The sequence below is a fragment of the Actinokineospora globicatena genome (assembly GCF_024171945.1).
In the GTDB taxonomy this organism is placed as follows: Bacteria; Actinomycetota; Actinomycetes; order Mycobacteriales; family Pseudonocardiaceae; genus Actinokineospora; species Actinokineospora globicatena.
The window spans coordinates 1,776,481-1,799,140 of sequence record NZ_JAMTCR010000002.1 but is presented as its reverse complement, the minus strand read 5'-3'; the positions used below and the strand labels follow the sequence as shown (position 1 = coordinate 1,799,140).

The window sequence follows — 22,660 nt, the reverse complement described above, 5'->3', positions numbered from 1 at the left end:
CCGCACCAGGTGGGCGGTGTGTGAGGCTGATCGCGGTTACCGGTCAGTACATACAGGCTACGTTCGGGTTTTCACCCTTGGCGCACGTCCGGGTGGGTGACAATGTCGCCCGTGTCCGCCCCTGAGACGCCCCAGCGCCTGGTCGCCGGGCGCTACCGCCTGCGCAAGCAGCTCGGCCAGGGATCGATGGGGACGGTCTGGGAGGCCTACGACGAGTTCCTGCGCCGCCCGGTCGCGGTGAAGCAGGTGCGGCTGCCCGCCGACGACTCGCCGGTGGAGGAGATCGAGGAGCTGCGCGAGCGGACCCTGCGCGAGGCGCGGGCGATCGCGGTGGTGTCGCACCCCAACGTGATCACCCTGCACGACGTGGCGCGCGAGGGCGACGAGCCGTTCGTGGTGATGGAGTTCGTGGTCGCGGCGAGCCTGGCCGAACTGGTGAGCGCGAACGGGCCGCTGGACGTGGCGCAGGCGGCGATCGTCGGGCACGGGGTCGCGGCCGGGCTCTCCGCCGCGCACGCCGCCGGGGTCGTGCACCGGGACGTGAAACCGGGCAACGTGCTGGTCAGCCCGGACGGTGTGGTGAAGCTGACCGACTTCGGCATCGCCCGCAACCTGGCCGAGCGGACGCTGACCAGCACCGGGATCATGCTGGGCTCGCCCTGCTACATCGCACCGGAGATCGCCTCGGGCGGCGCCGTCACGCCGCGGGCCGACCTGTGGGGCCTCGGCGCCACGCTGTTCGCCGCGGTGGAGGGCCACGCGCCCTACGACGCCGAGGCGCCCGCGATGGAGATCGTCAGCCAGGTGGTCAACGGCGAGGTGCCGCAGCCCTCGCACGACGGGCCGCTGCGCGAGGTGATCATCGGCCTGATGGCCAAGGACCCGGACGCCCGGATGTCGCTGCGCGAGGTCCGCGACCGGCTGCACCCGCTGATGCCCGCGCCCGGCAGCCCGGTCTACGACAGCCTGCGGCTCGACCCCGAGCCGCCCGAGGACGCCCGGACGGTGATCACCAAGCCGTACGTGTCGCTGGACGCGCCGACCGAGACCAGCCCGCCGCTGGCCCCGGTACCGGGACCGCTCCCGTTCCAGCGCGCGGGGCAGCGGCGCAGCCGGTCGACGGCGGTGGCGCTCGGCGCGGCCTCGGTGGTGCTGTTCGCGGGCGCGGCGGTCGGCGGGTTCGCGCTGACCAGGTCGGTGGCCGGTCAGCCGGTGCTGCCGGTGTCCACCCCCGCGATCTCCCAGCAGGCCGCCGCGCCGCTGCGGGAACTGGCGGTGCGCACGGCCGACGCCGCGACGCTCGCGGGCGAACAGGGCGGCAGCTTCAGCGTCCCCGTCCCCGGCGACTGGGTGAAGTTCGTCGAGCAGCGCTCGGTCCGCAACCTGCCCAACAGCACCCGCGTGCACTGGGTGTCCCCGGACGGCACCTCGGAGATCGTCGTCGAGCGGTTCCCGAACTTCTACCCGAAGTACACCATCGAGCGTTACCTGTGGGCCCTGGACGGCCGCACCCCCGGCTACCGGGTGGTCGGCAGCACCCCCCTGGACCTCGGCGCCTCCGAACAAGGCCTCCAATTCACCTACCGCGCCACCGAGCCCGTCGCGGCGGGTTCGACCGGCAGCGCCCTCAACCGCACCTCGATCGCCAACATCCTCCCCACCACCAAGGACCTCTGGGTCGTCAGCGTCACCGTCCCCATCGACCAGGAGGACACCGGCAGCCGCGGCCTCTTCGCCCGAGTCGCCCCCGAGTTCCGCGTCCTCAGCCGCGGCTGAACCGACCCGTCCGGCGGCGGCCCGGGTAGCGATCCGCGGTCGTCCGACAGCGGGGCGGGATGTGCGGGCTAGGCCGGGTCGTCGGGGCGGCGGCGGTCGGGGTAGCGCTTGGCGGACTCGGCCACCTGGGCCAGGCGGCGGAGGGCGATGAGGGCGGTGTCGCCGAGGATGGTGCCCACGACGACGCTTTCGAGCATGCCGTCGACGCCGCGCTTGTCGGCTATGTAGTCCAGGTCGGCGACGCCGATCTGCTCGCTGATGGTGGCGTAGCGGCGGACGGTGTCGAGGAAGCCGCTGTGGCCGAGGGTTTGCGCGGAGACCAGAACGGTGGCCAGGACGCTCAGCGCCGGGTGGTTGTCGCGGCAGTACCAGCCGAGTTCGTCGAGCAGCGCGTGCACCTCCTGCTCGGCCGCCGCCTGCATCTCGACCTCGGCGCTGGTCGGCAGGGCGGGGAACACCGCGCGCTGGACGGTGCCGAGCAGCTTCTCGATGTCGCCGGACGGGGAGTCGACGGTGGTCAGGACCTCCTTGACCTTGGCGACCGGCAGGCCGCCGACGTCGATGAGGGCGCGCACCAGGCGCAGCCGGTGGATGTGCGTCTCGTCGTAGCGGGCCTGGTTGGGGCTGGTGCGCTCGCCCGGCGGGAGCATGCCCTCGCGCAGGTAGTACTTGATCGTCGGCACCGCGACGCCGGTCCGCTTGCTCAACTCGCCGATCCGCACATCGCTCCCGCCACTCGACATCCCGAGATGGATAGTGTACTTATCGAAAGCAGACAGCACTACTATCCATTATTCGAGGGGCGAGAGATGCGGACCTGGTACCGACCCTTAGTGGTCTTCAGCGCGCTGATGGCGGTCACGGCGGTGGCCTCGGTGGTCGGCCTCCTGGTCGACGACCGCGAACTGCTCGGCGCGCCGATCTGGCTCAAGCCGCTGAAGTTCAGCCTCTCGTTCGTGGCCTTCGGGCTGTCCTGGGCGTGGCTGCTGTCGCTGCCCGAGCGCAGGCCCCGGTTCCTCGGCGGCACCGCGTGGGTGATCATCGCGGCCTCGCTGCTGGAGATGGTGATCATCATCGGCCAGGTGGTGCGCGGCAAGCAGAGCCACTTCAACACCGGCACCGCGCTGGACTCGATGCTCTTCAGCGTCATGGGCGCGACGGTCGCGATCCTGCTGCTGGCCACGATGGTGCTCAGCATCTACATCGCCGCGCGCCGCCTCGCGCCAGCCGCCGAGTTGCTGGCGATCCGGTTCGGCATGGGGATCTCGCTGCTGGGCATGGCCGTCGGGATCCTGATGACGACCGCGAGCAGCGGCGTCGAGGGCATCACCGGCGCGCACAGCGTCGGTGTGCTCGACGGCGGTCCCGGCATGCCGCTGACCGGGTGGAGCACCACCGGCGGCGACCTGCGGGCACCGCACTTCATCGGCATGCACGCGCTGCAACTGCTGCCGCTGCTCGCGCTGGCCATCCGCGGGCGCGGTGAACGCGTCTCGAAGCGGATCGTGTGGGCGGCGAGCGTGGGCTACCTGGGCCTGGTCGTGCTGACGACCTGGCAGGCGCTGCGCGGGCAGCCGCTGTTCTCCCCGGACTGGGTCACCGGGACCGCGCTCGGCGCGCTCGTGGTCGGGGTCGCGCTCGGCGTGCTGTCGGCGCCGCGTCAGCCCGAGGTCAGCGCGCCGCCCGTCGAAGCCGAGAGGATCCCCTCATGAGCACCTTGTTCGACCTCGCCTTCTACGCCGTCGCCCCGTTCTGGGCGCTGATGATCATCGTCCCGACCTGGTCGTGGACCCGGCGGATCGCCGGGTCGCCGTGGATCGTGCTGCCCGGACTCGTCGTGTGGGCCGTCGCCGCCGTCCCGGTGTTCGGCGACCTCGTCACCGGGGTCACCCAGCCGACGCTGGCGTTCTGGTTGGACTTCCTGCGCGACGACAACGCCGTGGTGGCCGTCTGGGCGCAGGTGCTCGCGTGGGACCTGTTCCTCGGCCGGTGGATCTACCTCGACAGCCGCGCCAGGGGGATCAACCCGCTGCTGATGGCGCCGATCATGGTGCTGACCATCCTGCTGTCCCCGATCGGGTTGCCGCTGTACCTGCTGGTGCGCCTGGGATTCCCAGCACGCGACGAGCAGGTCCGCGTAGGCTCCGGTGGGTGACCGCTCTCGACGTTGACACCGATCCCCGCCACGCCGCCGACCAGGCGGCGAAGGCGCTCGCCGACCGCACCGGGGCCGACAGCCACGACCTCGCCCTGGTGCTCGGCTCCGGCTGGCGCCCCGCCGTCGACCAGCTCGGCACGCCCGAGGTCGAGGTGCCGATGGCGGAGCTGCCCGGCTTCCTGGCCCCCACTGTCCAGGGCCACGGCGGCACGGCGCGGTCCATCGTGGTCGGCGACAAGCGGGTCCTGGTGCTGCTCGGGCGCACGCACCTCTACGAGGGCCACGGGGTCGCGCGCGCGGTGCACGGCGTCCGGACGGCGGCCGCGGCGGGCGTCAAGGCGGTCGTGCTGACCAACGCCGCCGGGTGCCTGATGGAGGGCGTCCAGGTCGGGCAGCCGGTGGTGATCAGCGACCACCTCAACCTGACCGCGCGCTCGCCGCTGGTCGGGGCCGAGTTCGTCGACCTGACCGACCTGTACTCCCCCCGGCTGCGCGCGGTCGCCAAGGAGATCGACCCGACGCTGCGCGAGGCCGTCTACGCCGGGCTGCCCGGTCCGCACTTCGAGACCCCCGCCGAGATCCACATGCTGCGGGTGCTCGGCGCGGGACTGGTCGGGATGTCGACGGTGCTGGAAGCCATCGCGCTGCGCGCCGCCGGGGTCGAGGTGTTCGGGCTGTCGCTGGTGACGAACCTGGCGGCGGGCATCACCGGTGAGCCACTGGACCACATCGAGGTGCTGGAGGCCGGGCGCAAGGCCGCGGAGGGGATGGGCGGGCTGCTGCGCGAGCTGGTCGTGCGCTCGTGAGCGGGCTGACACCGGACCTGCGCGACCGCGCGTTCCGCTGGATCGCCGACGACGTCGACCCCGCGTCCCGGGCCGAGCTGCAACAGGTCGTCGCCAGGGCGATGGGCGGGGTCCCCGGGGCGGCCGACGAGCTGGCGGACCGGATGGCCGGGCCGCTGACCTTCGGGACCGCCGGGCTGCGCGGTCCGGTCCGGGCGGGACCCAACGGCATGAACCGGGCCGTGGTCGTGCGGACGACGGCCGGGCTCGCGGCGTGGCTGGTGGCCAAGGGGCACGCGGGCGGGGTCGTGGTGGTCGGGCGGGATGCCCGGCACGGGTCGGAGGAGTTCGCGGCCGACGCCGCCGGAGTGCTGGCCGCTGCGGGGTTCGACGTGCGGGCGCTGCCGCATCCACTGCCGACGCCGGTGCTGGCGTTCCTGACGCGGTCGCTGGGAGCGGTCGCGGGGGTGCAGATCACGGCGTCGCACAACCCGCCCGCGGACAACGGGTACAAGCTCTACGTGGACGGCGGGGCGCAGATCATCCCGCCCGCGGACCGGGAGATCGAGGCCGCCATCGCCGCGGTGGGGCCAGCCGTGTCGGTTCCGTTGGGCGGCAACGTGACGACGCTTGGCGAGGACGCGCTCCAGGCCTATTTGGACAGTGTGTACGTGCTGCCTCGGGGGACTGCGCGCCAGCTCCGGGTCGCCGCCACGGCTTTGCACGGCGTGGGGGCCGGGCCGTTGGCGTTGGCGTTGCACGGGGCCGGATTCGTCGACGTGGCGCTGGTGGCCGAGCAGTCGTTGCCCGATCCGGACTTCCCGACCGTGGGCTTCCCCAACCCGGAAGAGCCTGGGGCAACGGACTTGCTGCTGGCCAAGGCATCCGAAGTGGACGCTGATATCGCGGTGGCGCTCGACCCGGATGCCGACCGGTGCGCGATCGGGGTGCGCGGGCGCGACGGCGAGTGGCGGATGCTGTCGGGGGACGAGACCGGCGCGCTGCTCGGGTCGCACATCTTGTCCACAACGGACTCCCCAGACCCGTTGGTGGCGACCACGATCGTCTCGTCGTCGCTGCTGGGCTCGATCGCGGCCGCCCACGGTGCCCGGCACGCGCTGACGCTGACCGGCTTCAAGTGGCTCATGCGCGCCGGGGAGGGCTTGGTCTACGCGTACGAGGAAGCCCTCGGCCACAGCGTCGACCCGTCCCACGTCCGCGACAAGGACGGCATCTCCGCGGCGGTCCTGGCCTGCGACCTGGCCGCCACCCTGCGCGCCGAAGGCCGAACCCTGCTCGACGCCCTGGACGACCTAGCCGTCGCACACGGCGTCTTCCTGACCAAGCAGATCTCCCTGCGCGTCGCCGACCTGGCCACCATCCCGGCCCTCATGTCCCGCCTGCGCGCGACCCCGCCGACGTCCTTCGCGGGCATCCCCGTCACCGCCGAGGACCTCCTGCCCGAGGCCGACGTCCTCCGCTACACCGGCGACGGCATCCGCGTCCTGATCCGCCCGTCCGGCACCGAACCCAAGATCAAGGCTTACCTGGAATCCTCGTCCCCCGCCACGCCCCGGGACTCCCTCCCCCAGGCCCACGCGACGGCCGCCCACCACCTGGCCGAGACAACCGCGGCGGTCGCCGCCCTCCTCGAAGCCTGAGCACAGCCGATCCCACCCCAGCACTGTCCACGACAGCACCAGGGCCCACAGCGGGAAACGACATCATCTCGGACACGCCACCCAACATCGGCGTGCCCTCCGACAACATGCGGAAAGTGCGTTCGCCGATCAGGCCACCGCGTCACACCAGCACGGCGCTGAATACCCTCAACTGCGATCCCTGAATGCCTGGTGCTGCGGATACTTCTCAGCACCAGGTATCACATCGACGCCCACGCACCTATTACCCGAAAGCATCGGGTGACCAGACGGTCACCGACCGGATCGGTATCACGGGTCGCGAGGCCCCCGACCGCGCGTGATCGCCCCACCGTTGCGTGCGACCTTCTCGGCCACTGTCCAGGAATGGGTACGCCGCAAAGACTCCGCGGCAGCTTTCATCGCCTCGACACCACCGTGTTCATAGACCCGGCGCAGGAAACGCAGCACCATCCACCGGCGGATGAGGCTGGCCAGGGTTGGCACAGCGACGGCTACAGCGGCCCACCACACCGACATGACGACTCCACAACGACTATGCCCGCCGGTGAGCCAGCAGGTCGTTGTGCTGCGGTATTGGTCGTCCGTCTCGCACGCGAGATACTCCCCTTTTCCGACATTCACCCTCGCTCACCTCGGATTGGGCAGTTCCGAGAGGGGTCCCGTCGGCACCGGCACGCGCCGGACATCTCACGTTGTCAGCATAGCGTGGCCGAACCGTCACAGGTTGCCTGCGTAGGCGATTCTCGGCAGGCTCGGCGTGTGCCCCGGTTGCTGATCGTCCACCACACACCGTCGCCCGCTATGCAGGTCATGTTCGAGGCGGTGGTGAGCGGAGCGACCGATCCGGAGCTGGCTGGGGTGGAGGTCGTCCGCAGGCCCGCGTTGGCGGCGACGGCGGTGGATGTGTTGGCGGCGGACGGGATCATCTTGGGGACGCCTGCCAACATCGGGTACATGTCGGGGGCGTTGAAGCACTTCTTCGACACCGTCTACTACCCCTGTCTCGATGCCACCGCCGGGCTCCCGTTCGGGTTCTACGTGCACGGGAACCAGGGGACCGAGGGCGCGGTGCGGTCTGTGGAGTCCGTCACCGGGGGTTTGGGGTGGCGGCGGGTGGCGTCTCCCGTTGTCGTTCAAGGTGAACCGGTCAAGAAGGTGATCGAGTCGTGTTGGGAGCTGGGGGCGGGGGTGGCGGCGGCGGTGCTCGGGTAGGGGTTTTCCGGCTGGTCTGGACCGGTCACTGTCCGAATCGGACGTGACACGCAGCGAGGTAAGTGGGAAAACGCGAAACGCGCGCTCGGGTGGCAGCGATGCCGCGGTCATACGGCGCTCGTGTAGGAGCCGCCAGTTGAGGAGGTTCCCACCCATGACCGCTCGTACCCGGGCGCTCGCAGTCCTGGCTGTCGCGGCGACCACCGTGACCCTGGCCGCGGTGCCCGCCGCCGCGGCGAACCCGATCACCTTCGCGCCGCGGGTCGACTACTCGACCGGCAACCACCCGGAGGCGGTCATCGACGCCGACCTCAACGGGGACGGCAAGGCGGACGTGATCACCGCTGACCGCTACGAGTGGCAGCTCACCGTGCTGCTCGGCACCGGCGCGGGCGCGTTGGGCCCGCGCACCACCGTCTACCCCGGCGACGAGCCGACCGCCCTGGCCAGCGCCGACTTCAACGGTGACGGCAAGGCCGACGTCGCGGTCACCACCGCGGGTTCCGTGTCGCTGTTGCTGGGCAACGGTGACGGCACGTTCAAGCCGCGCGCCGCGTTCCCGGTCAGCGGTGGCGCTGAGGGCATCGCCGCGGGCGACCTCAACGGCGACAAGAAGGTCGACGTCGTCATCAGCCGCCCCGAGGGCATCACCGTCCTCTTGGGCAACGGCGACGGCACCCTCGGCGCGGGCACGGACCTGCTGGCGGGTGGCTACTCGCGCGGTGTCGTGCTCGCCGACCTCAACGGCGACACCAAGACCGACATCGCGATCGGCGGGTTCTTCACCGGCACGGTCACGGTGTTCATCGGCAACGGCGACGGCACCTTCGGCCTCCCGCTGCCGTTCCCGGCCAGCGTCAACCCGATCGACATCGCCGCGGGTGACTTCAACCGCGACGGCAAGCTCGACCTGGCGACCGCCGACTACGGCGCGGGCACCGTCTCGGTGCTGCTGGGCAACGGCAACGGCACCTTCGGCCTGCCGACCCCCAAGGCGATCGGCCCGAACCCGTTCGGCGTCGCGGTGGCCGACCTGGACCTCGACGGTGACCCGGACCTCGCGGTCTCACTGTCCGGTGCGGACAGCGTCACCGTGCTCAACAACGGCAACGGCACCTTCGAGCAGGCCGCCAGCCTCGGCACCGGCACCACGCCGACCGAGGTGCACGCCGCGGACCTCGACGCCGACAACCGCGCGGACCTGATCACCACCAACCGCTACGCCGACGGCATCTCGGTGCTGCTCAACCGCACCACCAAGCCGGTCCCCCCGGCCAGCGACCTCGCGGTCAGCCTGGTGGCGTCGCCGCGCTTCGGCGTGCTGGTGCCCGCGCTGCAGTACGCGATCACCGTCAAGAACGTCGGTCCGCAGGCGCTGACCTCCGGCACCGTCACCGCGACCCTGCCGACGCCGCTCAACGCGGTCCCCGGCCCGGGTTGCACGGTCAGCGGCCGCAATGTCACCTGCGAGGTCGGACCGCTCGCGGTCGGCGCCTCCACGGTGAAGACGTTCTCCGCCCCGCTGGCGCTGTTCACCATCGGCACGTTCAAGGTCACCGCGAAGCGGACCGCGAGCGTCCCGGCCGACCCGAACCCGACCAACGACGTGGCCGCCCCGGCCAGCTGCACGACGCTGGGCTTCATCCTGGCGATCTGCGGGCCGACCCCCGGCGGCGTCTGACCCGGTGCATGGCGTGGCCGCCGTCCCCCTCCTTTCGGCGGCCACGCCAGATGAACGGCGTTCCGCCGCGGTGATGCCCCCACCGCGGCGGAACCCGTTCTTTTTCGCTTTCAGCGGCCTGCTGGCGAGCGAGACCTGCTAACGGCCGAGCATCCGCATCGCGGCCTCGGGGTAGCGCTCACCGGCGACCCCGTCGACCGGTACGGCCGCCTCGATCACCTTCAAGTCCTCTTCGGACAGTTCGAGGTCGACAGCGGCGATGTTCTCCCGCAAGTAGCCGCGCCGCTTCGTCCCCGGGATCGGGACGACATCAGCACCACGGTGCTGAACCCAAGCGAGCGCCAACTGACCCGCGGTGACCCCGCGCTCCTCGGCGAGGGCGCGCAGAGCGTCCACAATGGCCAGGTTCTTGCGCATGTTCTCCTCCTGGAAGCGCGGTTGCTGCGCCGCCCGGAAGTCTCCCTCGCCGAAGTCCGCTGCCGAGGTGTAGCGGCCGGTGAGGAACCCGCGCCCCAGTGGCGAGTACGGCACGATGCCGATGCCCAGTTCCCGCGCGGTGGGCACGATCTCGGCCTCGATGTCGCGCGACCACAGCGACCACTCGCTCTGCAGCGCCGCGATCGGGTGCACCGCCGCCGCCCGGCGCAGGGTCTCCGCGCCCGCCTCGGACAGGCCCACGTGGCGGATCTTGCCAGCCGCGACCAGCTCAGCCAGCGCCCCGACGGTCTCCTCGACGGGCGTGTTCGGGTCCATCCGGTGCTGGTAGTACAGGTCGATGTGGTCGACGCCGAGCCTGCGCAGCGACGCGTCACAGGCCTGCTTGACGTAGGCGGCGTCGCCCCGCACTCCCCGGGTGAGCGGGTTGGCCGGGTCGCGGATGACGCCGAACTTGGTGGCCAGCACGACCTCGTCGCGCCGCTCCCGGATCGCTGCGCCGACCAGCACCTCGTTGGTGTGCGGACCGTAGATGTCGGAGGTGTCGAGCAGGGTCACGCCCCGGTCGATCGCCTCGTGGATGGTCGCGACGGACTCGGTGTCGTCGCGGCCGGCGTAGAAGTCGCTCATGCCCATGCAGCCGAGGCCTTGGGCGCCGACGGTGAGACCGCCGAGCACTCGGGTGTCCACTGTGGTTGGTTCTCCTATCTGCCGACGGCGCGGAGCATCGCGGGGGCGTAGCGCTCCCCGGCGAAGGCGTCGGCGGGGGCCGTCGCCTCGATGGCCGCGATGTCGGCCTCGGACAGTTCGATGGTGGCGGCGACGGCGTTCTCCTCCAGGTACGCCCGCCGCTTGGTGCCGGGGATGGGGACGACGTCCGCGCCCTTGGCCTGAACCCACGCCAGCGCCAGCTGACCGGGCGTCACCCCGCGCTCCGCCGCGACTGCCTCGACGGCGGCGACCACGGCGCGGTTGCGGTCGAAGTTGTCGGCGGCGAAGCGCGGCAGCCCGGCGCGCATGTCACCGGGGCCGAAGGTCGACGCGTCGAGCTTGCCGGTGAGCATGCCCCGGCCGAGCGGGGAGAACGGCACGACGCCGATGCCCAGCTCGCGGCACGTCGGCAGGATCTCGGCCTCGATGTCGCGCGTCCACAGCGACCACTCGCTCTGCAGCGCCGCGATCGGGTGCACGGCGTGCGCGCGGCGGATGGTCTCGGCGCCCGCCTCGGACAGGCCCAGGTGCCGCACCTTGCCCGCCGCGACCAGCTCGGCCATCGCGCCGACGGTCTCCTCGATCGGGGTGTCCGGGTCGACCCGGTGCTGGTAGTAGAGGTCGATGTGGTCGACGCCGAGCCTGCGCAGGGACAGCTCGACCTGCTCGCGCACGTACGCCGCGTCGCCGCGCACCGCCGGACCGTCCTGACCGCGCCCGGCGATGCCGAACTTGGTGGCCAGCACGACCTGGTCCCTGCGGTCCCGGATGGCGCGCCCGACCAGCTCCTCGTTCACCCCGTCGCCGTAGACGTTCGCGGTGTCGAGGAACGTGACGCCGAGCTCGATGGCCCGGTGGATGGTGGCCACCGACTCGGTGTCGTCGCCGGTGCCGTAGCCCTGGCTCATGCCCATGCAGCCCAGGCCCTGCGCGCTGACGGTGAGCGCGCCGAGCGCGCGGGTGGGGACGGTCATGCCGAGGCCTCCTGGATGTGGTCGCTGCCGATGACCCGCTCGTAGTTGTCGATCTTGTAGTCCAGCGCGCCGAGGCACGAGCGGAGCTCCTCGATGCGCGCCCGCACGTCCTCCCGGTGCCGCTCCAGGATGCGCTTGCGCTGCCCGGCCGAGGCGATCCCCTGGTGCCGCAACCTGGCGTACTCCCGCATCAACTTGATCGGCATCCCGGTGGTCCGCAGCCTGGTCAGGAACCCCAACCACGCCAGGTCCTCGTCCGAGTAGGCCCGCCGCCCCCCGGAATCCCGCGCGGGCGGGTCCACCAACTCGATCCGCTCGTAGTACCGGAGGGTGTCGATCGACAGCCCGGTCCGATGAGCCGCCTCAGCGATCGCGTACGTCACCGGACGACCGTAGAAGCTGGAGTGCGCTCCAGGTCAACCCGGTTCGGGTGCGTGGTGCTCGGCTGGGTGGTCTGTCCGCAGGTGGGGGGCACTTTTCTGGGCTTGGCGGCTGGTGGGGGTCACATCAGGCGGTCCGGATCGCGGGATGGTGATCCACTGTGGAGTCTTGGGGTTGGTCAAGAGCGAGTCGGTTGGTGGGTGCTCGGGTGGGTGAAGGGTGGGGGGTGCGACCAGGGGATTCTCTGATTTGGGGGGCTGGATGTTCATGCTTGTGGGGTACAGAAGTTGTCCACATGTGGATCTCTGCGGGGCTGGTTTCAAGATCCACTGTCGGGGGGCGGCGGTAGACTGGCCCAGGGACGCCCCCCGGAGAGGGTGGGGGCCGGGCCGGGCTTGGGGGTGGCCCCCGGGGGTGTCAAGGTGGGTCGCTCGAAGGTGTGAACGGGTCCGGGCTGCTGGGCGGCTGGCTGGAGCGTTGAGCTGGGGATCTCCGGCTTTCGGGCCTTCGCTGCGCTGCGGTGGACGCCTCGGCTGCGCCATCGTCGTGACGCGAGTTTCGAGCAGAGCTCGATGGGGCGAACTTGTTTTGCGCGGGGCCCCTACGACACCCGGGGAAGGGCTAAAAGCAGGGGGCCACAGTGCGGCCCTCCCTTGTGCCTGTCGACGCTACGGGTGCCGTCCCCCCACACAAAACAAGTCCGCCCCATCGAGCACTTGGCACCAGCGCCGTGGTGGAGCGGGTGTCGGCCAACGTCGTTTGGCGGGCGGTCTTGGGGCCAACGTCGTCGGCGGGCGCCTTGGGCCAACGTTGTCTGCGGGGGTGCGGGGGCCAACGTCGGTGGTGCTTGGGGTCAAGGTTGGCGGTGGGCGGGTTGGCCGTGACGGTGTTATGGAACGGATAGGGTTGGGGTGTGCCTAGACCTAGGACGCATGATGAGGCGCTGCGGGTGCGGTTGCTTGATCGGGCGGGGGAGTTGTTGTCGCGGGAGGGTGCGGCGGCGTTGAGCTTGCGCAGGGTGGCTGCTGATGTGGGTACGTCGACCACCGCGGTCTACTCGCTCTTCGGTGGTAAGCCCGGGCTTGTTCGCGCGCTCTACCTGGAGGCCTTCCACCGCCTCGGTACCCGTCTGCGTGCTGTTCCGGCTACCGGTGACCCTGTCGAGGACCTGGTCCGCCTGGGTATCGCTTACCGGGCCAGTGCGTTGGCGGATCCGCATCTCTACGCCGTCATGTTCGGTGGTGCGATTCCCGGTTTCGAGCCTGACGACGACGCGACCCAGCACTCGCGCGCCGCGCTGGACCCGCTGTTGGCGGTCATCGGGTCCGGTGTCCACTCCGGAGTGTTCACCAACACCGATGGCACGATGGCCGTGGCGTGCTGGGCGATCGTGCACGGCCTGGTGTCGCTCGAGCTGCTGGGCAACCTACCGCCCGGGTTGGACTTGGCCGCGACCTACGAACGGGCGCTGCGGGCCAACACGGCGGGCTGGACGGCCACAGCGGCGGACCGGGAGGTCTAGACCGCGCCGTACTGGCGGTCGCCCGCGTCGCCGAGGCCGGGGACGATGAAGCCGGAGTCGTTGAGGCGTTCGTCGATGCTGGCGGTGACCAGTCGGACCGGGAGGCCCGCGTCCGCCAGGTGCGCGATGCCCTCGGGGGCGGCCAGGGCGCAGATTGCCGTGATGTCGGTGGCGCCCCGGTCGACCAGCAGTCGGATGGTGTGGACCATTGACCCGCCGGTGGCGAGCATCGGGTCGAGCACGAAGACCGGGCGGTCGGACAGGTCCTCGGGCAGCGACTCCATGTACGGGGTCGGCAGCAGCGTGCGCTCGTCGCGGGCCAAGCCGACGAACCCCATCTGCGCGTCGGGGATGAGCTTGTGCGCCTGGTCGGCCATGCCGAGACCGGCCCGCAGCACCGGGACCAGCAGCGGCGGGGTGGCCAGCCAGTACCCCTCGGTCCTGGCGACCGGCGTGTGGATGCGCTCGGTGCGCAGCGGCGCGGTCCGGGTGGCCTCGTAGGTCAGCATCACCGTGAGCTCGTGCAGCGCGGCCCGGAACGTCGCGCTGTCGGTGCGCGCGTCGCGCATGACGGTGAGCCTGGCCTTGGCCAGCGGGTGGTCCACGGTGAGCACGTCCATGGCCGGACACGGTAGACGGGTCCGCTTATCCGCGGTCGCGGACGTGCCCTATCGGTGGTGGGGAGCGCTACCCTCGTGTCCGTGAGTGAGCAGCCCAGCCTCCCCGGTCCACACGACATGCGCGCGTCGAACGGCGACCGGGAGAGGTTCGCGAAGGTCCTGCACGACGCCATGGCCGAGGGCAGGCTCACCGTCACCGAACTCGAGGAGCGGCTGGACCAGGTCTACGCGGCGCGCACGTTCGGCGAACTGGAGCCGCTGGTGCGCGACCTGCCCAACCAGCAACTGGTCGCCTACCAGGCCGCCGTGCCGCAACCGGTCGCCGCGGCCAACCCGGCCAGGATCGGTGGCCGGGGCACCTCGTCGAGCGCCATCGCGGTCATGTCCGGGTCCGAGCGCAAGGGGCACTGGACGATCCCGCCGACCTTCAACGCCGTCGCGATGATGGGCGGCGTCGAGATCGACCTGACGCAGGCGACCTTCGAGGCGCAGGAGACGGTCATCCACGCCTTCACCATCATGGGCGGCATCGAGATCACCGTCCCGCCGGACATCACGGTCTACGTCACCGGTTCCGGGTTCATGGGCGGCTTCAGCAACACCGTGCGCACCCAGGGCCCGCCGGGGAGCCCGGTCGTGCGGATCACCGGAATGGCCATCATGGGCGGCGTCGAGGTCAAGCCCCCGAAGAAGCCGAAGAAGAACAAAGAAATTCAGTGACACTCCCTCCCGCCATCCGCCCCCACGTCCCCGCCCGGCATCGTTCCCGACTTGGCAGGTCAAGCGACGCGATCTAGCGAGCGTCTACACAGCCATTGAGCAGGGTGCGCAGGGACCAGCGGAACTGCTCCTCGGTGTTCCACGTCGCGACCACCGGCCACGCCGCCGCCGTGAGCGGGAGGAAGCCGGGGTCGATGACCATCTCCAGCCGCGCCGCGACGATGTCGGCCTCCGTGCCGCCGCGCAGGTCGGCTGCGGTGAGCGTGGCCGAGCCGAGCACGTGGACGATCACCGCGTAGGTCGACCGCGCCGCGTCGGCGGTGCTCAGGCCCGCTGAGGTGAACACGGCCAGCAGCCGTTCGCCGACCAGTGCCGCCGTCGGGCCGTCGATCGGCGCCGTGTGCAGCAGCGCGGCCGCGCCGGGGTGCCCGAGCAGCACCGACCGCAGCGCGCACGCGTAGTCCTCCACCCTGCGCCGCCACACCCGGCGCCCCACCAGCAGGTCCGGGTCCGCCATGGCCAGGAACCGGTCGACGAGCGCGCGTTCCATCGCGCCCCGGTCCGGCAGGTACGTGTAGAGCGTGTTCGGCCGCACCCCCAGCTTCGCGGCGACACCGCGGATGGACGGCGCTTCCCCGTCGAACAGTTCCAGTGCCACGTCGACGATCTGCTCGGCGGTGAGGCTGCGCTTGGGTCCCGGTCGGGTCTTCTCGTCCACGGCGCATCACTGTACAGTGGACAACATTGCACACCGTACAGAGATCGGAGCGACATGCTCTCCCTGCTGCTCATCGCCGGTGCCCTCGGCGCCAACCTCGCCTTCGTCGGCCTCGGCGTGGTCTTCGACTACCCCGACGTCCTGGCCAAGCCCGCCCCGGACGTGCTGATCGCGTTCAACGACAACCAACTGGCTGTCTCCGCGCTGTTCGTGCTGCTGGCCGCGAGCGCCGCGCTGCTGATCCCCATCTCCAAGCGGCTCGACAGACCGGGTCTGACCGAGCTGGGCACCGCGGCCGCGCTGGTGCAGGTGATCGGGTTGATGCGCTGGCCGCTGATCGTCCCGTTCATCGACGACCCCGACACCTTCACGGCAGTGTCCACTGTGCTCGGTACCGTCATCGGCGAGACGCTCGGCTACGCGCTAACCGCGATCTGGACGGTCCGCGTCGCCCACTACTACGGCCTCAAGTTCCTCGCCTACCCCGCCGCGGGTCTTGTCGCGCTCGGCGTCTTGATCCCGCTAGGGGTACCCGGCACGGACATGGCCAACTTCATCGGTTACATCCTCTACACCGTGTGGCTCGTCGTGCTCGCCGTCCGCGTGCGCCCTAGCGCGACCAAGAACCCCCTAGACTCGGGCGCATGGGCGGCACGACAGAGTTGACCGACGTCACCCGGGACGAGGCGTCGCTGCGGCGGTTCCTGCACGGCTTGCCCGGTGTCGACGCGGTGGGGATCGAGCAGCGCAGCGCCGGTCTCGCGACCCGCAGCATCAAGAAGGCCAGCAAGCTCTGGGCCATCGACACCGCGATCTCCATGGTCGACCTGACCACGTTGGAAGGCGCCGACACCCCCGGCAAGGTGCGCACGCTGTGCGCGAAGGCGAGACAACCCGAGCCGGGCATCCCGCCGGTCGCCGCGGTCTGCGTCTACCCGGACATGGTGGCCACCGCGAAGGCGGCGCTGGGCGGCGCGCCGGTGAACATCGCCAGCGTGGCCACCGCGTTCCCGTCCGGCCGCTCCAGCATGAAGGTCAAGCTCACCGACACCGAGTTCGCCATCGAGGCGGGTGCGACCGAGGTGGACATGGTGATCGACCGGGGCGCGTTCCTCTCGGGCCGCTACGGGCAGGTGTTCGACGAGATCCGCACCATCAAGGCCGCGTGCGGGGACGTGCACCTCAAGGTGATCCTGGAGACCGGCGAGCTCGCCACCTACGACAACGTGCGCCGGGCGTCCTGGCTGGCGCTGCTGGCGGGCGGCGACTTCATCAAGACCTCGACCGGCAAGGTCTCCCCCGCGGCCACGCTGCCGGTCACGAACCTGATGCTGCAAGCGGTGCGCGACTGGCACGAGGTCACCGGCGAGCACCGCGGCGTCAAACCCGCAGGCGGCATCCGCACCACCAAGGACGCCATCCGGCACCTGGTCGCCGTGCACGAGGTGGCAGGCGAGGCCTGGCTGACCCCGGACCTGTTCCGCTTCGGCGCCTCCAGCCTGCTCAACGACCTGCTCATGCAGCGCCGCACCCAGCTCGACGGCCACTACAGCGGCCCCGACTACGTATCGGTGGACTAGATGACCTGGGAATACGCGCCCGCTCCTGAGTCGCGGGCGATCGCCAACCTCAAGCCGAGCTACCGGATGTTCGTCGACGGCGAGTTCGTCGAGGGCGCCGGTGAGCCGCTCAAGTCGGTCAACCCGGCGACCGAGGAGGTGCTGGCCGAGGTCAGCACCGCGGGCGCGGGCGATGTCGACCGGGCGGTGAAGGCGGCGCGCCGGGCCCACGACAAGACCTGGGGCCGGATGCCGGGCACCGAGCGGGCCAAGTACATCTTCCGGATCGCCAGGATGGTCGCCGAGCGCGCCCGCGAGCTGGCGGTGCTGGAGTCGCTGGACAACGGCAAGCCGATCAAGGAGTCGCGCGACACCGACGTCCCGACCGCCGCGGCGCACTTCTTCTACCACGCGGGGTGGGCGGACAAGCTCGACTACGCGGGCCTCGGTCCCGACCCGAAGCCGCTGGGCGTGGCCGGTCAGGTGATCCCGTGGAACTTCCCGCTGATGATGGCCGCGTGGAAGATCGCCCCGGCGCTGGCCTGCGGGAACACCGTGGTGCTCAAGCCAGCCGAGACGACCCCGCTCTCCGCGCTGGTGCTGGCCGAGATCATCCAGCAGGCCGAGCTGCCGCCCGGTGTGGTCAACATCGTCCCCGGCGCCGGGGACGTGGGCGCCGAGCTGGTGAACCACCCCGGGGTGAACAAGGTCGCGTTCACCGGGTCGACCGAGGTCGGCAAGGTCATCCAGTCCGCGCTGGCGGGCACCGGCAAGAAGCTGACCCTGGAGCTGGGCGGCAAGGCGGCCAACATCGTCTTCGACGACGCCCCGCTCGACCAGGCCGTCGAGGGGATCGTCAACGGCATCTTCTTCAACCAGGGCCACGTCTGCTGCGCCGGGTCGCGGCTGCTGCTGCAGGAGTCGATCGCCGAGGAGTTCCTGGCCAAGCTGCACGCCAGGGTCAGCACCCTGCGCGTCGGCGACCCGCTGGACAAGAACACCGACGTCGGCGCGATCAACTCCCGCGACCAGCTCACCAAGATCCAGGACCTGGTGGCCTCCGGCGAGCAGGAGGGCGCCGAGCGCTGGTCGAGCCCGTGCCCGCTGCCGGACAAGGGCTTCTTCTTCGCCCCGACGGTGTTCGCCGGGGTCACCCAGTCCATGCGCATCGCCCGCGAGGAGATCTTCGGCCCGGTGCTGTCCGTGCTGACCTTCCGCACCCCGGACGAGGCGCTGGCCAAGGCCAACAACACCCCCTACGGCCTGTCCGCAGGGGTGTGGACCGAGAAGGGCTCGCGCATCCTGTGGATGGCCGACCGGCTGCGCGCGGGCGTGGTGTGGGCCAACACGTTCAACCGCTTCGACCCGACCGCCCCGTTCGGCGGCTACCAGGAGTCGGGCTTCGGCCGCGAGGGCGGCCGGGCCGGGCTGGAGGCGTACCTCGATGTCTGACCGCGTGACGGTGTCCAAGACCTACAAGCTCTACCTGGGCGGGGCGTTCCCCCGCTCGGAGTCCGGCCGGACCTACCCGGTCGCCGACAGCAAGGGCCGGTTCCTGGCCAACGCCGCGCAGGCCTCCCGCAAGGACCTGCGCGAGGCGGTGGTGGCCGCGCGCGGCGCGTTCGGCAAGTGGTCCGGCGCGACGGCATACAACCGCGGCCAGGTGCTGTACCGGGTCGCGGAGCTGCTGGAGGGCAGGCGCGAGCAGTTCGCCGACGAGGTCGCTGCCGGTGAGGGCGTGCCTGCCAAGCGCGCGCAGGCGCTGGTGGACGCCGCGGTGGACCGCTGGGTCTGGTACGCGGGCTGGACCGACAAGATCGCCACGGTGCTCGGTGCGGCGAACCCGGTGGCGGGCCCGTACTTCTCCTTCTCGGTGCCGGAGCCGACCGGCGTGGTCGGGGTGCTGGCGCCGCAGCGGTCGTCGCTGCTCGGCCTGGTCAGCGTGCTGGCACCGGTGCTGGCCGTCGGCGCGACCGCGGTCGTGGTGACCAGCCAGGACCGGCCGCTGCCCGCGATCACCCTCTCGGAGGTGCTGGCGACCTCGGACGTGCCCGGCGGGGTGGTCAACCTGCTGACCGGGCACACCGCGGAGCTGGCGCCGTGGCTGGCCGCGCACGCCGACGTCAACGCGCTGGACCTGACCGGGGCGCCGCCGGAGCTGCGGGTCGACCTGGAGCGGTCGGCCGCGGGCACGGTGAAGCGGGTGCCGAGGGTGCCCACCACCGAGCCGGACTGGACCGAGCGGCCCGACATCGCCCGGCTGCGCGCGCTGGTGGAGACCAAGACCGTCTGGCATCCCATGGGCGTCTAGTACCGGTTGGGATGTCCCCGTCTGTTTCCCACCGGCGCCGCACGTGCCATCGTGGACCCTCGATCATTGGTCTGGACCTTTTGTCCTGCGTGAGCGAGGGGAACGGGACATGCGCGGTAGCACCGTCTTACCAGGCACGCCCTGCAGACAGCCGCGTGGCGGCGAGCTGCCCATGCACCGGCTGGAGGTGCCCGCGCCGACCGCGCTGCCGTTCGTGATCGGCACCTTCGAGCAGGTCGGCCCGCTGTCGCGGGCGTCGTTCCCGCACCGGCACACGTTCTACGAGATCGTGCACGTCACCGGCGGCAGCGGCAGCCACGTCCTGGACATGGCCCGCCAGCCGCTGCGCCCGCCGCACCTGTGCGTGATCACCCCCGGCCAGGTGCACCACTGGGAGGACGTGCGCGACCTGCGCGGCTCGGTGGTCCTGTTCACCGACGACTTCCTGCTCGACCACCCGGCCGACCGGGACCGGCTGCGCAGGCTCAGCGAACGGCCGTGGACCACGCTCAGCGCCGCGGAGGACGACAGCACCGGCAGGTTGGTCGCCGAGCTCGCGCACGAGTACGAGCGCGGTGAGGACGACTGGCACACCGTGCTGCGGGCGCTGCTGCACGTGCTGGTCGTGCGCGCGGGCCGGTTGCCGCAGACCCCGGCCGCCGTCCCGGCCCCACCGGCGCGCGCCGGGTCGGTCGCCGAGGAGTTCACCATGCTGACCAGCCGGGTCGACCTGGACCTGTGGTCGGTGCAGGCCTACGCCGAGCACATCGGCGTCACCCCCGGCTACCTCACCGAGGCGGTCAAGGCGGCCACCGGCCGGACCCCGTCGGAACTGGTCCGCCAGGCGCGCGCCGCGGAGGCGAAGCGGCTGCTGGCGCGCACCGACCTGACCGTGCGGCAGGTGGCCGATCGGGTCGGGTTCACCGACGCCGCGTATTTTTGTCGCTTTTTCCGGCGCGAGGCCGGGGTCAGCCCCGGCGATTTCCGCAGGCACGGGGAGTCGGTGGAACGACCGTTCCTGTGAATGATGAACATGTGAATGTTCCGCACTATGGCAACAGCCACCCTGGGATTCACCACGTCCGACCGAATGAGTCCATCGTCGCCGGTGAATCCCGTACGTAGGTTCGTGTTCATTCCCGGCCTCCCCCACCCACAAGGAGCTAGGCATGGACACGCCCCTGCACGGCGAAGGCTCGACCGAGGGACAGCCACCGGCTGACGGCAAGCAGATCAGCCGCAAGGCGGTGCTGCGCGCGGCGCTGGCCGCCGGTGTCGCCGCACCGATCGCACTGGTCGGTGTGCCCGCCCTCGCCCGCACCAAGGCCGAAGAGGCCGCGAGCGGCACGCTGCTCGACCTCACCCCGGAGTGCAACGACGGCGACGCGCCGACCATCGCGCAGACCGAGGGCCCGTACTTCAAGCCGGGTTCGCCGCAGCGGACCTCGCTGGTCGAGCCGGGCTACCCCGGCACCCCGCTGACCGTCACCGGATACGTGTTCGGTCGCAACTGCCAGCCGCTGGCGAACGTGCTGCTGGACTTCTGGCAGGCCGACAACGGCGGCAACTACGACAACACCACCTACCGCTTCCGCGGCCACCAGTACACCGACGCCACCGGCAAGTACACCCTGACCACGATCGTGCCCGGCCTCTACCCCGGCCGCACCCGGCACATCCACATGAAGGTGCAGAACCCCGGCGGCCGGATCCTCACCACGCAGACGTACTTCCCCGGTGAGCCGCGCAACAACACCGACACCATCTTCGACTCGCGGCTGCTGATGAACGTCCGCACCGTGGGCAACGGCAAGGAGGCGTCGTTCGACTTCGTCCTCAACGTCACCGGGCCGACCACCACCACCCGCCCCACCACGACCACCACCCGGCCGACCAACCCGACCACCACCACCACCACCACCACGACCACCACCGGCGTCCCCGGCGGCACGTGGGCCGCGGGCACCAACTACGCGGCGGGCGCCAAGGTCACCTACGGCGGCTCGAGCTACACCTGCCTGCAGGGCCACCAGGCCCAGCCGGGCTGGGAGCCGCCGAACGTGCCCGCCCTGTGGCGCGTCGGCTGATCACGCTCTACTGAGCCGACCTCGGTAGCCCTGTGCCGAGGACAGGTGCCCCGGTGGGTCCCGACCCGCCGGGGCACCGGCTTGTTCAGGCCCGGCCGACCAGCGCGGTCGCGAACTGCTCGGCCAGCACGCCGAGTTCGCCGACCATCGCCGCGGCGCACCCGAGCAGGTACCGCTCGCGGTCGACGAGGCTGAAGTCCACCCGCCACCCGGCGAAGAGCGCCAACTGCCGGAAAAAGGCTCTTTGGGTCCGGCCATTGCCTTCGCGAAAGGGGTGCACGACGTTGACTTCGGCGAAGTAGTAGGTGAACCGCGCCAGGAACTCCGGCCGCGCGAGACCACCCAGAATCCGTTCCGCGCGCAACTTCTCGAACAAGTCGGCCAACGCGGGTTCGACGTGCCGCCAGTGCGCGAAAGGGGATCCGTCGCGGCTCAGGTCGACCTGCCGCGGTTGCCCGGCCCAGGCGTAGACGTCGCCGAAGAGGTGCCGGTGGAAGGCGAGCAGGTGCGCGGTGTCCCAGGCGCCCGGCAACGGGAACCGCTTGAGCTGCTCGTCGCGCAGGAACGCCAGGTCGCGCTCGGCCTCGGTGAGCTTCGCGGCGTCGGTGATGTCGTGGATGTTGCGCAGGACCCCGGTCGCGGGGTCGACGTACGGGTCGGTCACGTGCGCGGCCCGCTGGGCCTGCGCGGCGGGGATAACACCCGGGGTTCTTCCTTGTGCTTCAGGCGGTGTTGAGCAGTTCGCGCAACCTCCGCTGGACCGCGTCATCGGTGCTGATGACGCCGTTCGCGACCGCTTCCGAGGCGGCGAGCGCGCCTGCGGAGACCTCGAGGCCCTCCAGGTAGGCGCTGGCCCTGGCCTCGGCGACCGCCGTGACCGGGTCGGTGATCATCCGGCCGAAGAACCGGGCCATCACGGTCTCCGACAGCCGGGCGCTGCTGGGGGCGGTGTCCGGGAGGTCGCCCCGCGCGGTGCGCCACGGTTCTTCCTCGTGCGTCATGGCGCTGAGCTGGTGGCGGTCGAAGCAGCCGTAGCGCTCGACCACGGTGTCGACCAGGTCGGCGTCGGACTCGCTCAACCGGCTCCCGTCGCCATCCGGCCAGGCCGCCACCTCGCGCGAGCCCTCGTGGCAGCGGTACACGTCGGGCACCACCGGCCCGGCGGTCCACGCCTCGATCCGGTTGGGGAACAGCACCTCGCCGGTGAGGCCCAGGTGCCAGCCCTGGGTGTAGTACAGCAGCTTCTGCAGCTTCATCGGCGACTCGGGACCGGTGCGGTCCAGGATCGCCGCCACCACGTCGTGCACGGAGGCCACGACCACGCTCCCTCGTCCCTCGCGGTTACC

General features: G+C 71.0%; 23 protein-coding genes. 15 read left to right on the top strand and 8 right to left on the bottom strand.

The window, feature by feature from the left end:
* Positions 1–102: 102 nt before the first annotated feature.
* Positions 103–1,776, top strand: coding sequence for a serine/threonine-protein kinase (locus tag LV79_RS08770; protein WP_253833975.1), 1,674 nt, complete (start codon positions 103–105; stop codon positions 1,774–1,776).
* 68 nt (positions 1,777–1,844) lie between these two features.
* Here LV79_RS08770 and LV79_RS08765 read toward each other — a convergent pair whose 3' ends face one another.
* Positions 1,845–2,519 carry a MerR family transcriptional regulator gene (locus LV79_RS08765; RefSeq protein ID WP_253833973.1) on the bottom strand — a complete coding sequence of 225 codons (675 nt, stop codon included), beginning with the start codon at positions 2,517–2,519 and terminating at the stop codon, positions 1,845–1,847.
* Between the two features lie 66 nt (positions 2,520–2,585).
* Here LV79_RS08765 and LV79_RS08760 point away from each other — a divergent pair, with 66 nt between their 5' ends.
* The 6 genes from LV79_RS08760 (at position 2,586) to LV79_RS08735 (ending at position 9,276) form a co-directional block, all read left to right on the top strand.
* Positions 2,586–3,488, top strand: a complete 903-nt coding sequence (locus LV79_RS08760; RefSeq protein WP_253833971.1) for a hypothetical protein — start codon at positions 2,586–2,588, stop codon at positions 3,486–3,488.
* Entirely contained in the window at positions 3,485–3,931 is a 447-nt protein-coding gene (locus LV79_RS08755) for an ABA4-like family protein (RefSeq protein WP_253833969.1), read from the top strand. Before LV79_RS08760 ends, LV79_RS08755 begins: the two co-directional genes overlap by 4 nt.
* On the top strand, positions 3,928–4,740 hold the full coding sequence (locus LV79_RS08750) for a purine-nucleoside phosphorylase (RefSeq protein ID WP_253833967.1): 813 nt from the start codon (positions 3,928–3,930) through the stop codon (positions 4,738–4,740). The genes LV79_RS08755 and LV79_RS08750 overlap by 4 nt, the downstream gene beginning before the upstream one ends.
* Positions 4,737–6,380 (top strand): phospho-sugar mutase, encoded by a 1,644-nt coding sequence (locus tag LV79_RS08745; RefSeq protein WP_253833965.1) that lies wholly within the window; start codon positions 4,737–4,739, stop codon positions 6,378–6,380. The genes LV79_RS08750 and LV79_RS08745 overlap by 4 nt, the downstream gene beginning before the upstream one ends.
* 762 nt (positions 6,381–7,142) lie before the next feature.
* Complete coding sequence (locus LV79_RS08740) at positions 7,143–7,595, top strand: flavodoxin family protein (protein ID WP_253833964.1); 453 nt, start codon at positions 7,143–7,145, stop codon at positions 7,593–7,595.
* A gap of 154 nt (positions 7,596–7,749) precedes the next feature.
* Complete coding sequence (locus LV79_RS08735; RefSeq protein ID WP_253833961.1) at positions 7,750–9,276, top strand: FG-GAP-like repeat-containing protein; 1,527 nt, start codon at positions 7,750–7,752, stop codon at positions 9,274–9,276.
* A gap of 138 nt (positions 9,277–9,414) precedes the next feature.
* Here LV79_RS08735 and LV79_RS08730 read toward each other — a convergent pair whose 3' ends face one another.
* The 3 genes from LV79_RS08730 to LV79_RS08720 all read right to left on the bottom strand — a co-directional run bounded on the left by LV79_RS08730 (position 9,415) and on the right by LV79_RS08720 (position 11,779).
* Entirely contained in the window at positions 9,415–10,347 is a 933-nt protein-coding gene (locus LV79_RS08730) for an aldo/keto reductase (RefSeq protein ID WP_253835929.1), read from the bottom strand.
* Positions 10,348–10,415: 68 nt separating this feature from the next.
* On the bottom strand, positions 10,416–11,396 hold the full coding sequence (locus LV79_RS08725; protein WP_253833960.1) for an aldo/keto reductase: 981 nt from the start codon (positions 11,394–11,396) through the stop codon (positions 10,416–10,418).
* Positions 11,393–11,779 carry a MerR family transcriptional regulator gene (locus LV79_RS08720; protein WP_092777986.1) on the bottom strand — a complete coding sequence of 129 codons (387 nt, stop codon included), beginning with the start codon at positions 11,777–11,779 and terminating at the stop codon, positions 11,393–11,395. The genes LV79_RS08725 and LV79_RS08720 overlap by 4 nt, the downstream gene beginning before the upstream one ends.
* A 911-nt stretch (positions 11,780–12,690) precedes the next feature.
* Here LV79_RS08720 and LV79_RS08715 point away from each other — a divergent pair.
* Positions 12,691–13,299, top strand: coding sequence for a TetR/AcrR family transcriptional regulator (locus LV79_RS08715; RefSeq protein ID WP_253833959.1), 609 nt, complete (start codon positions 12,691–12,693; stop codon positions 13,297–13,299).
* Here LV79_RS08715 and upp read toward each other — a convergent pair.
* Positions 13,296–13,919 carry a uracil phosphoribosyltransferase gene (upp, locus tag LV79_RS08710; protein WP_253833958.1) on the bottom strand — a complete coding sequence of 208 codons (624 nt, stop codon included), beginning with the start codon at positions 13,917–13,919 and terminating at the stop codon, positions 13,296–13,298. The genes LV79_RS08715 and upp overlap by 4 nt on opposite strands.
* Positions 13,920–14,000: 81 nt before the next feature.
* Between upp and LV79_RS08705 the strand changes: the two genes are divergently transcribed.
* Complete coding sequence (locus tag LV79_RS08705) at positions 14,001–14,639, top strand: DUF1707 SHOCT-like domain-containing protein (RefSeq protein WP_253833956.1); 639 nt, start codon at positions 14,001–14,003, stop codon at positions 14,637–14,639.
* Positions 14,640–14,712: 73 nt separating this feature from the next.
* Here the strand turns inward: LV79_RS08705 and LV79_RS08700 are convergent, their stop codons facing one another.
* Positions 14,713–15,357, bottom strand: a complete 645-nt coding sequence (locus LV79_RS08700) for a TetR/AcrR family transcriptional regulator (protein ID WP_253833954.1) — start codon at positions 15,355–15,357, stop codon at positions 14,713–14,715.
* A 54-nt stretch (positions 15,358–15,411) separates the two neighbouring features.
* On the opposite strand from LV79_RS08700, the gene LV79_RS08695 reads away from it, so the two are divergent.
* The 6 genes from LV79_RS08695 (at position 15,412) to LV79_RS08670 (ending at position 21,314) form a co-directional block, all read left to right on the top strand.
* On the top strand, positions 15,412–16,023 hold the full coding sequence (locus LV79_RS08695; RefSeq protein WP_253833946.1) for a DUF4386 domain-containing protein: 612 nt from the start codon (positions 15,412–15,414) through the stop codon (positions 16,021–16,023).
* Positions 16,002–16,937, top strand: a complete 936-nt coding sequence (gene deoC, locus LV79_RS08690; protein ID WP_253833944.1) for a deoxyribose-phosphate aldolase — start codon at positions 16,002–16,004, stop codon at positions 16,935–16,937. The genes LV79_RS08695 and deoC overlap by 22 nt, the downstream gene beginning before the upstream one ends.
* Positions 16,938–18,368 (top strand): aldehyde dehydrogenase family protein, encoded by a 1,431-nt coding sequence (locus LV79_RS08685; RefSeq protein ID WP_253833942.1) that lies wholly within the window; start codon positions 16,938–16,940, stop codon positions 18,366–18,368.
* Positions 18,361–19,227: an aldehyde dehydrogenase family protein gene (locus LV79_RS08680; protein ID WP_253833940.1), complete on the top strand. Its 867-nt coding sequence runs from the start codon at positions 18,361–18,363 to the stop codon at positions 19,225–19,227. The genes LV79_RS08685 and LV79_RS08680 overlap by 8 nt, the downstream gene beginning before the upstream one ends.
* A 172-nt stretch (positions 19,228–19,399) precedes the next feature.
* The gene (locus LV79_RS08675; RefSeq protein ID WP_253833938.1) at positions 19,400–20,251 is read left to right on the top strand and encodes a helix-turn-helix transcriptional regulator; all 852 of its coding nucleotides are present in this window, start codon (positions 19,400–19,402) and stop codon (positions 20,249–20,251) included.
* Between the two features lie 145 nt (positions 20,252–20,396).
* On the top strand, positions 20,397–21,314 hold the full coding sequence (locus LV79_RS08670) for a dioxygenase family protein (RefSeq protein WP_253833936.1): 918 nt from the start codon (positions 20,397–20,399) through the stop codon (positions 21,312–21,314).
* Positions 21,315–21,399: 85 nt separating this feature from the next.
* On the opposite strand, the gene LV79_RS08665 is transcribed toward LV79_RS08670, so the two are convergent.
* Together LV79_RS08665 and LV79_RS08660 are read right to left on the bottom strand one after the other, a co-directional pair.
* Positions 21,400–21,978 carry a Fic/DOC family protein gene (locus LV79_RS08665; protein ID WP_253833934.1) on the bottom strand — a complete coding sequence of 193 codons (579 nt, stop codon included), beginning with the start codon at positions 21,976–21,978 and terminating at the stop codon, positions 21,400–21,402.
* Between the two features lie 58 nt (positions 21,979–22,036).
* Positions 22,037–22,630 (bottom strand): type II toxin-antitoxin system antitoxin SocA domain-containing protein, encoded by a 594-nt coding sequence (locus tag LV79_RS08660; protein ID WP_253833932.1) that lies wholly within the window; start codon positions 22,628–22,630, stop codon positions 22,037–22,039.
* Positions 22,631–22,660: the final 30 nt, after the last annotated feature.

What these genes read in the sequence shown, in the direction of transcription:
- LV79_RS08770 (WP_253833975.1), top strand. Translation starts at nt 103, where the DNA reads ATGTCGCCCGTGTCCGCCCCTGAGACGCCCCAGCGCCTGGTCGCCGGG.
- LV79_RS08765 (WP_253833973.1), bottom strand. Translation starts at nt 2,519, where the DNA reads ATGTCGAGTGGCGGGAGCGATGTGCGGATCGGCGAGTTGAGCAAGCGG.
- LV79_RS08760 (WP_253833971.1), top strand. Translation starts at nt 2,586, where the DNA reads ATGCGGACCTGGTACCGACCCTTAGTGGTCTTCAGCGCGCTGATGGCG.
- LV79_RS08755 (WP_253833969.1), top strand. Translation starts at nt 3,485, where the DNA reads ATGAGCACCTTGTTCGACCTCGCCTTCTACGCCGTCGCCCCGTTCTGG.
- LV79_RS08735 (WP_253833961.1), top strand. Translation starts at nt 7,750, where the DNA reads ATGACCGCTCGTACCCGGGCGCTCGCAGTCCTGGCTGTCGCGGCGACC.
- LV79_RS08730 (WP_253835929.1), bottom strand. Translation starts at nt 10,347, where the DNA reads ATGGGCATGAGCGACTTCTACGCCGGCCGCGACGACACCGAGTCCGTC.
- LV79_RS08725 (WP_253833960.1), bottom strand. Translation starts at nt 11,396, where the DNA reads ATGACCGTCCCCACCCGCGCGCTCGGCGCGCTCACCGTCAGCGCGCAG.
- upp (WP_253833958.1), bottom strand. Translation starts at nt 13,919, where the DNA reads ATGGACGTGCTCACCGTGGACCACCCGCTGGCCAAGGCCAGGCTCACC.
- LV79_RS08695 (WP_253833946.1), top strand. Translation starts at nt 15,412, where the DNA reads ATGCTCTCCCTGCTGCTCATCGCCGGTGCCCTCGGCGCCAACCTCGCC.
- deoC (WP_253833944.1), top strand. Translation starts at nt 16,002, where the DNA reads ATGGGCGGCACGACAGAGTTGACCGACGTCACCCGGGACGAGGCGTCG.
- LV79_RS08685 (WP_253833942.1), top strand. Translation starts at nt 16,938, where the DNA reads ATGACCTGGGAATACGCGCCCGCTCCTGAGTCGCGGGCGATCGCCAAC.
- LV79_RS08680 (WP_253833940.1), top strand. Translation starts at nt 18,361, where the DNA reads ATGTCTGACCGCGTGACGGTGTCCAAGACCTACAAGCTCTACCTGGGC.
- LV79_RS08675 (WP_253833938.1), top strand. Translation starts at nt 19,400, where the DNA reads ATGCACCGGCTGGAGGTGCCCGCGCCGACCGCGCTGCCGTTCGTGATC.
- LV79_RS08670 (WP_253833936.1), top strand. Translation starts at nt 20,397, where the DNA reads ATGGACACGCCCCTGCACGGCGAAGGCTCGACCGAGGGACAGCCACCG.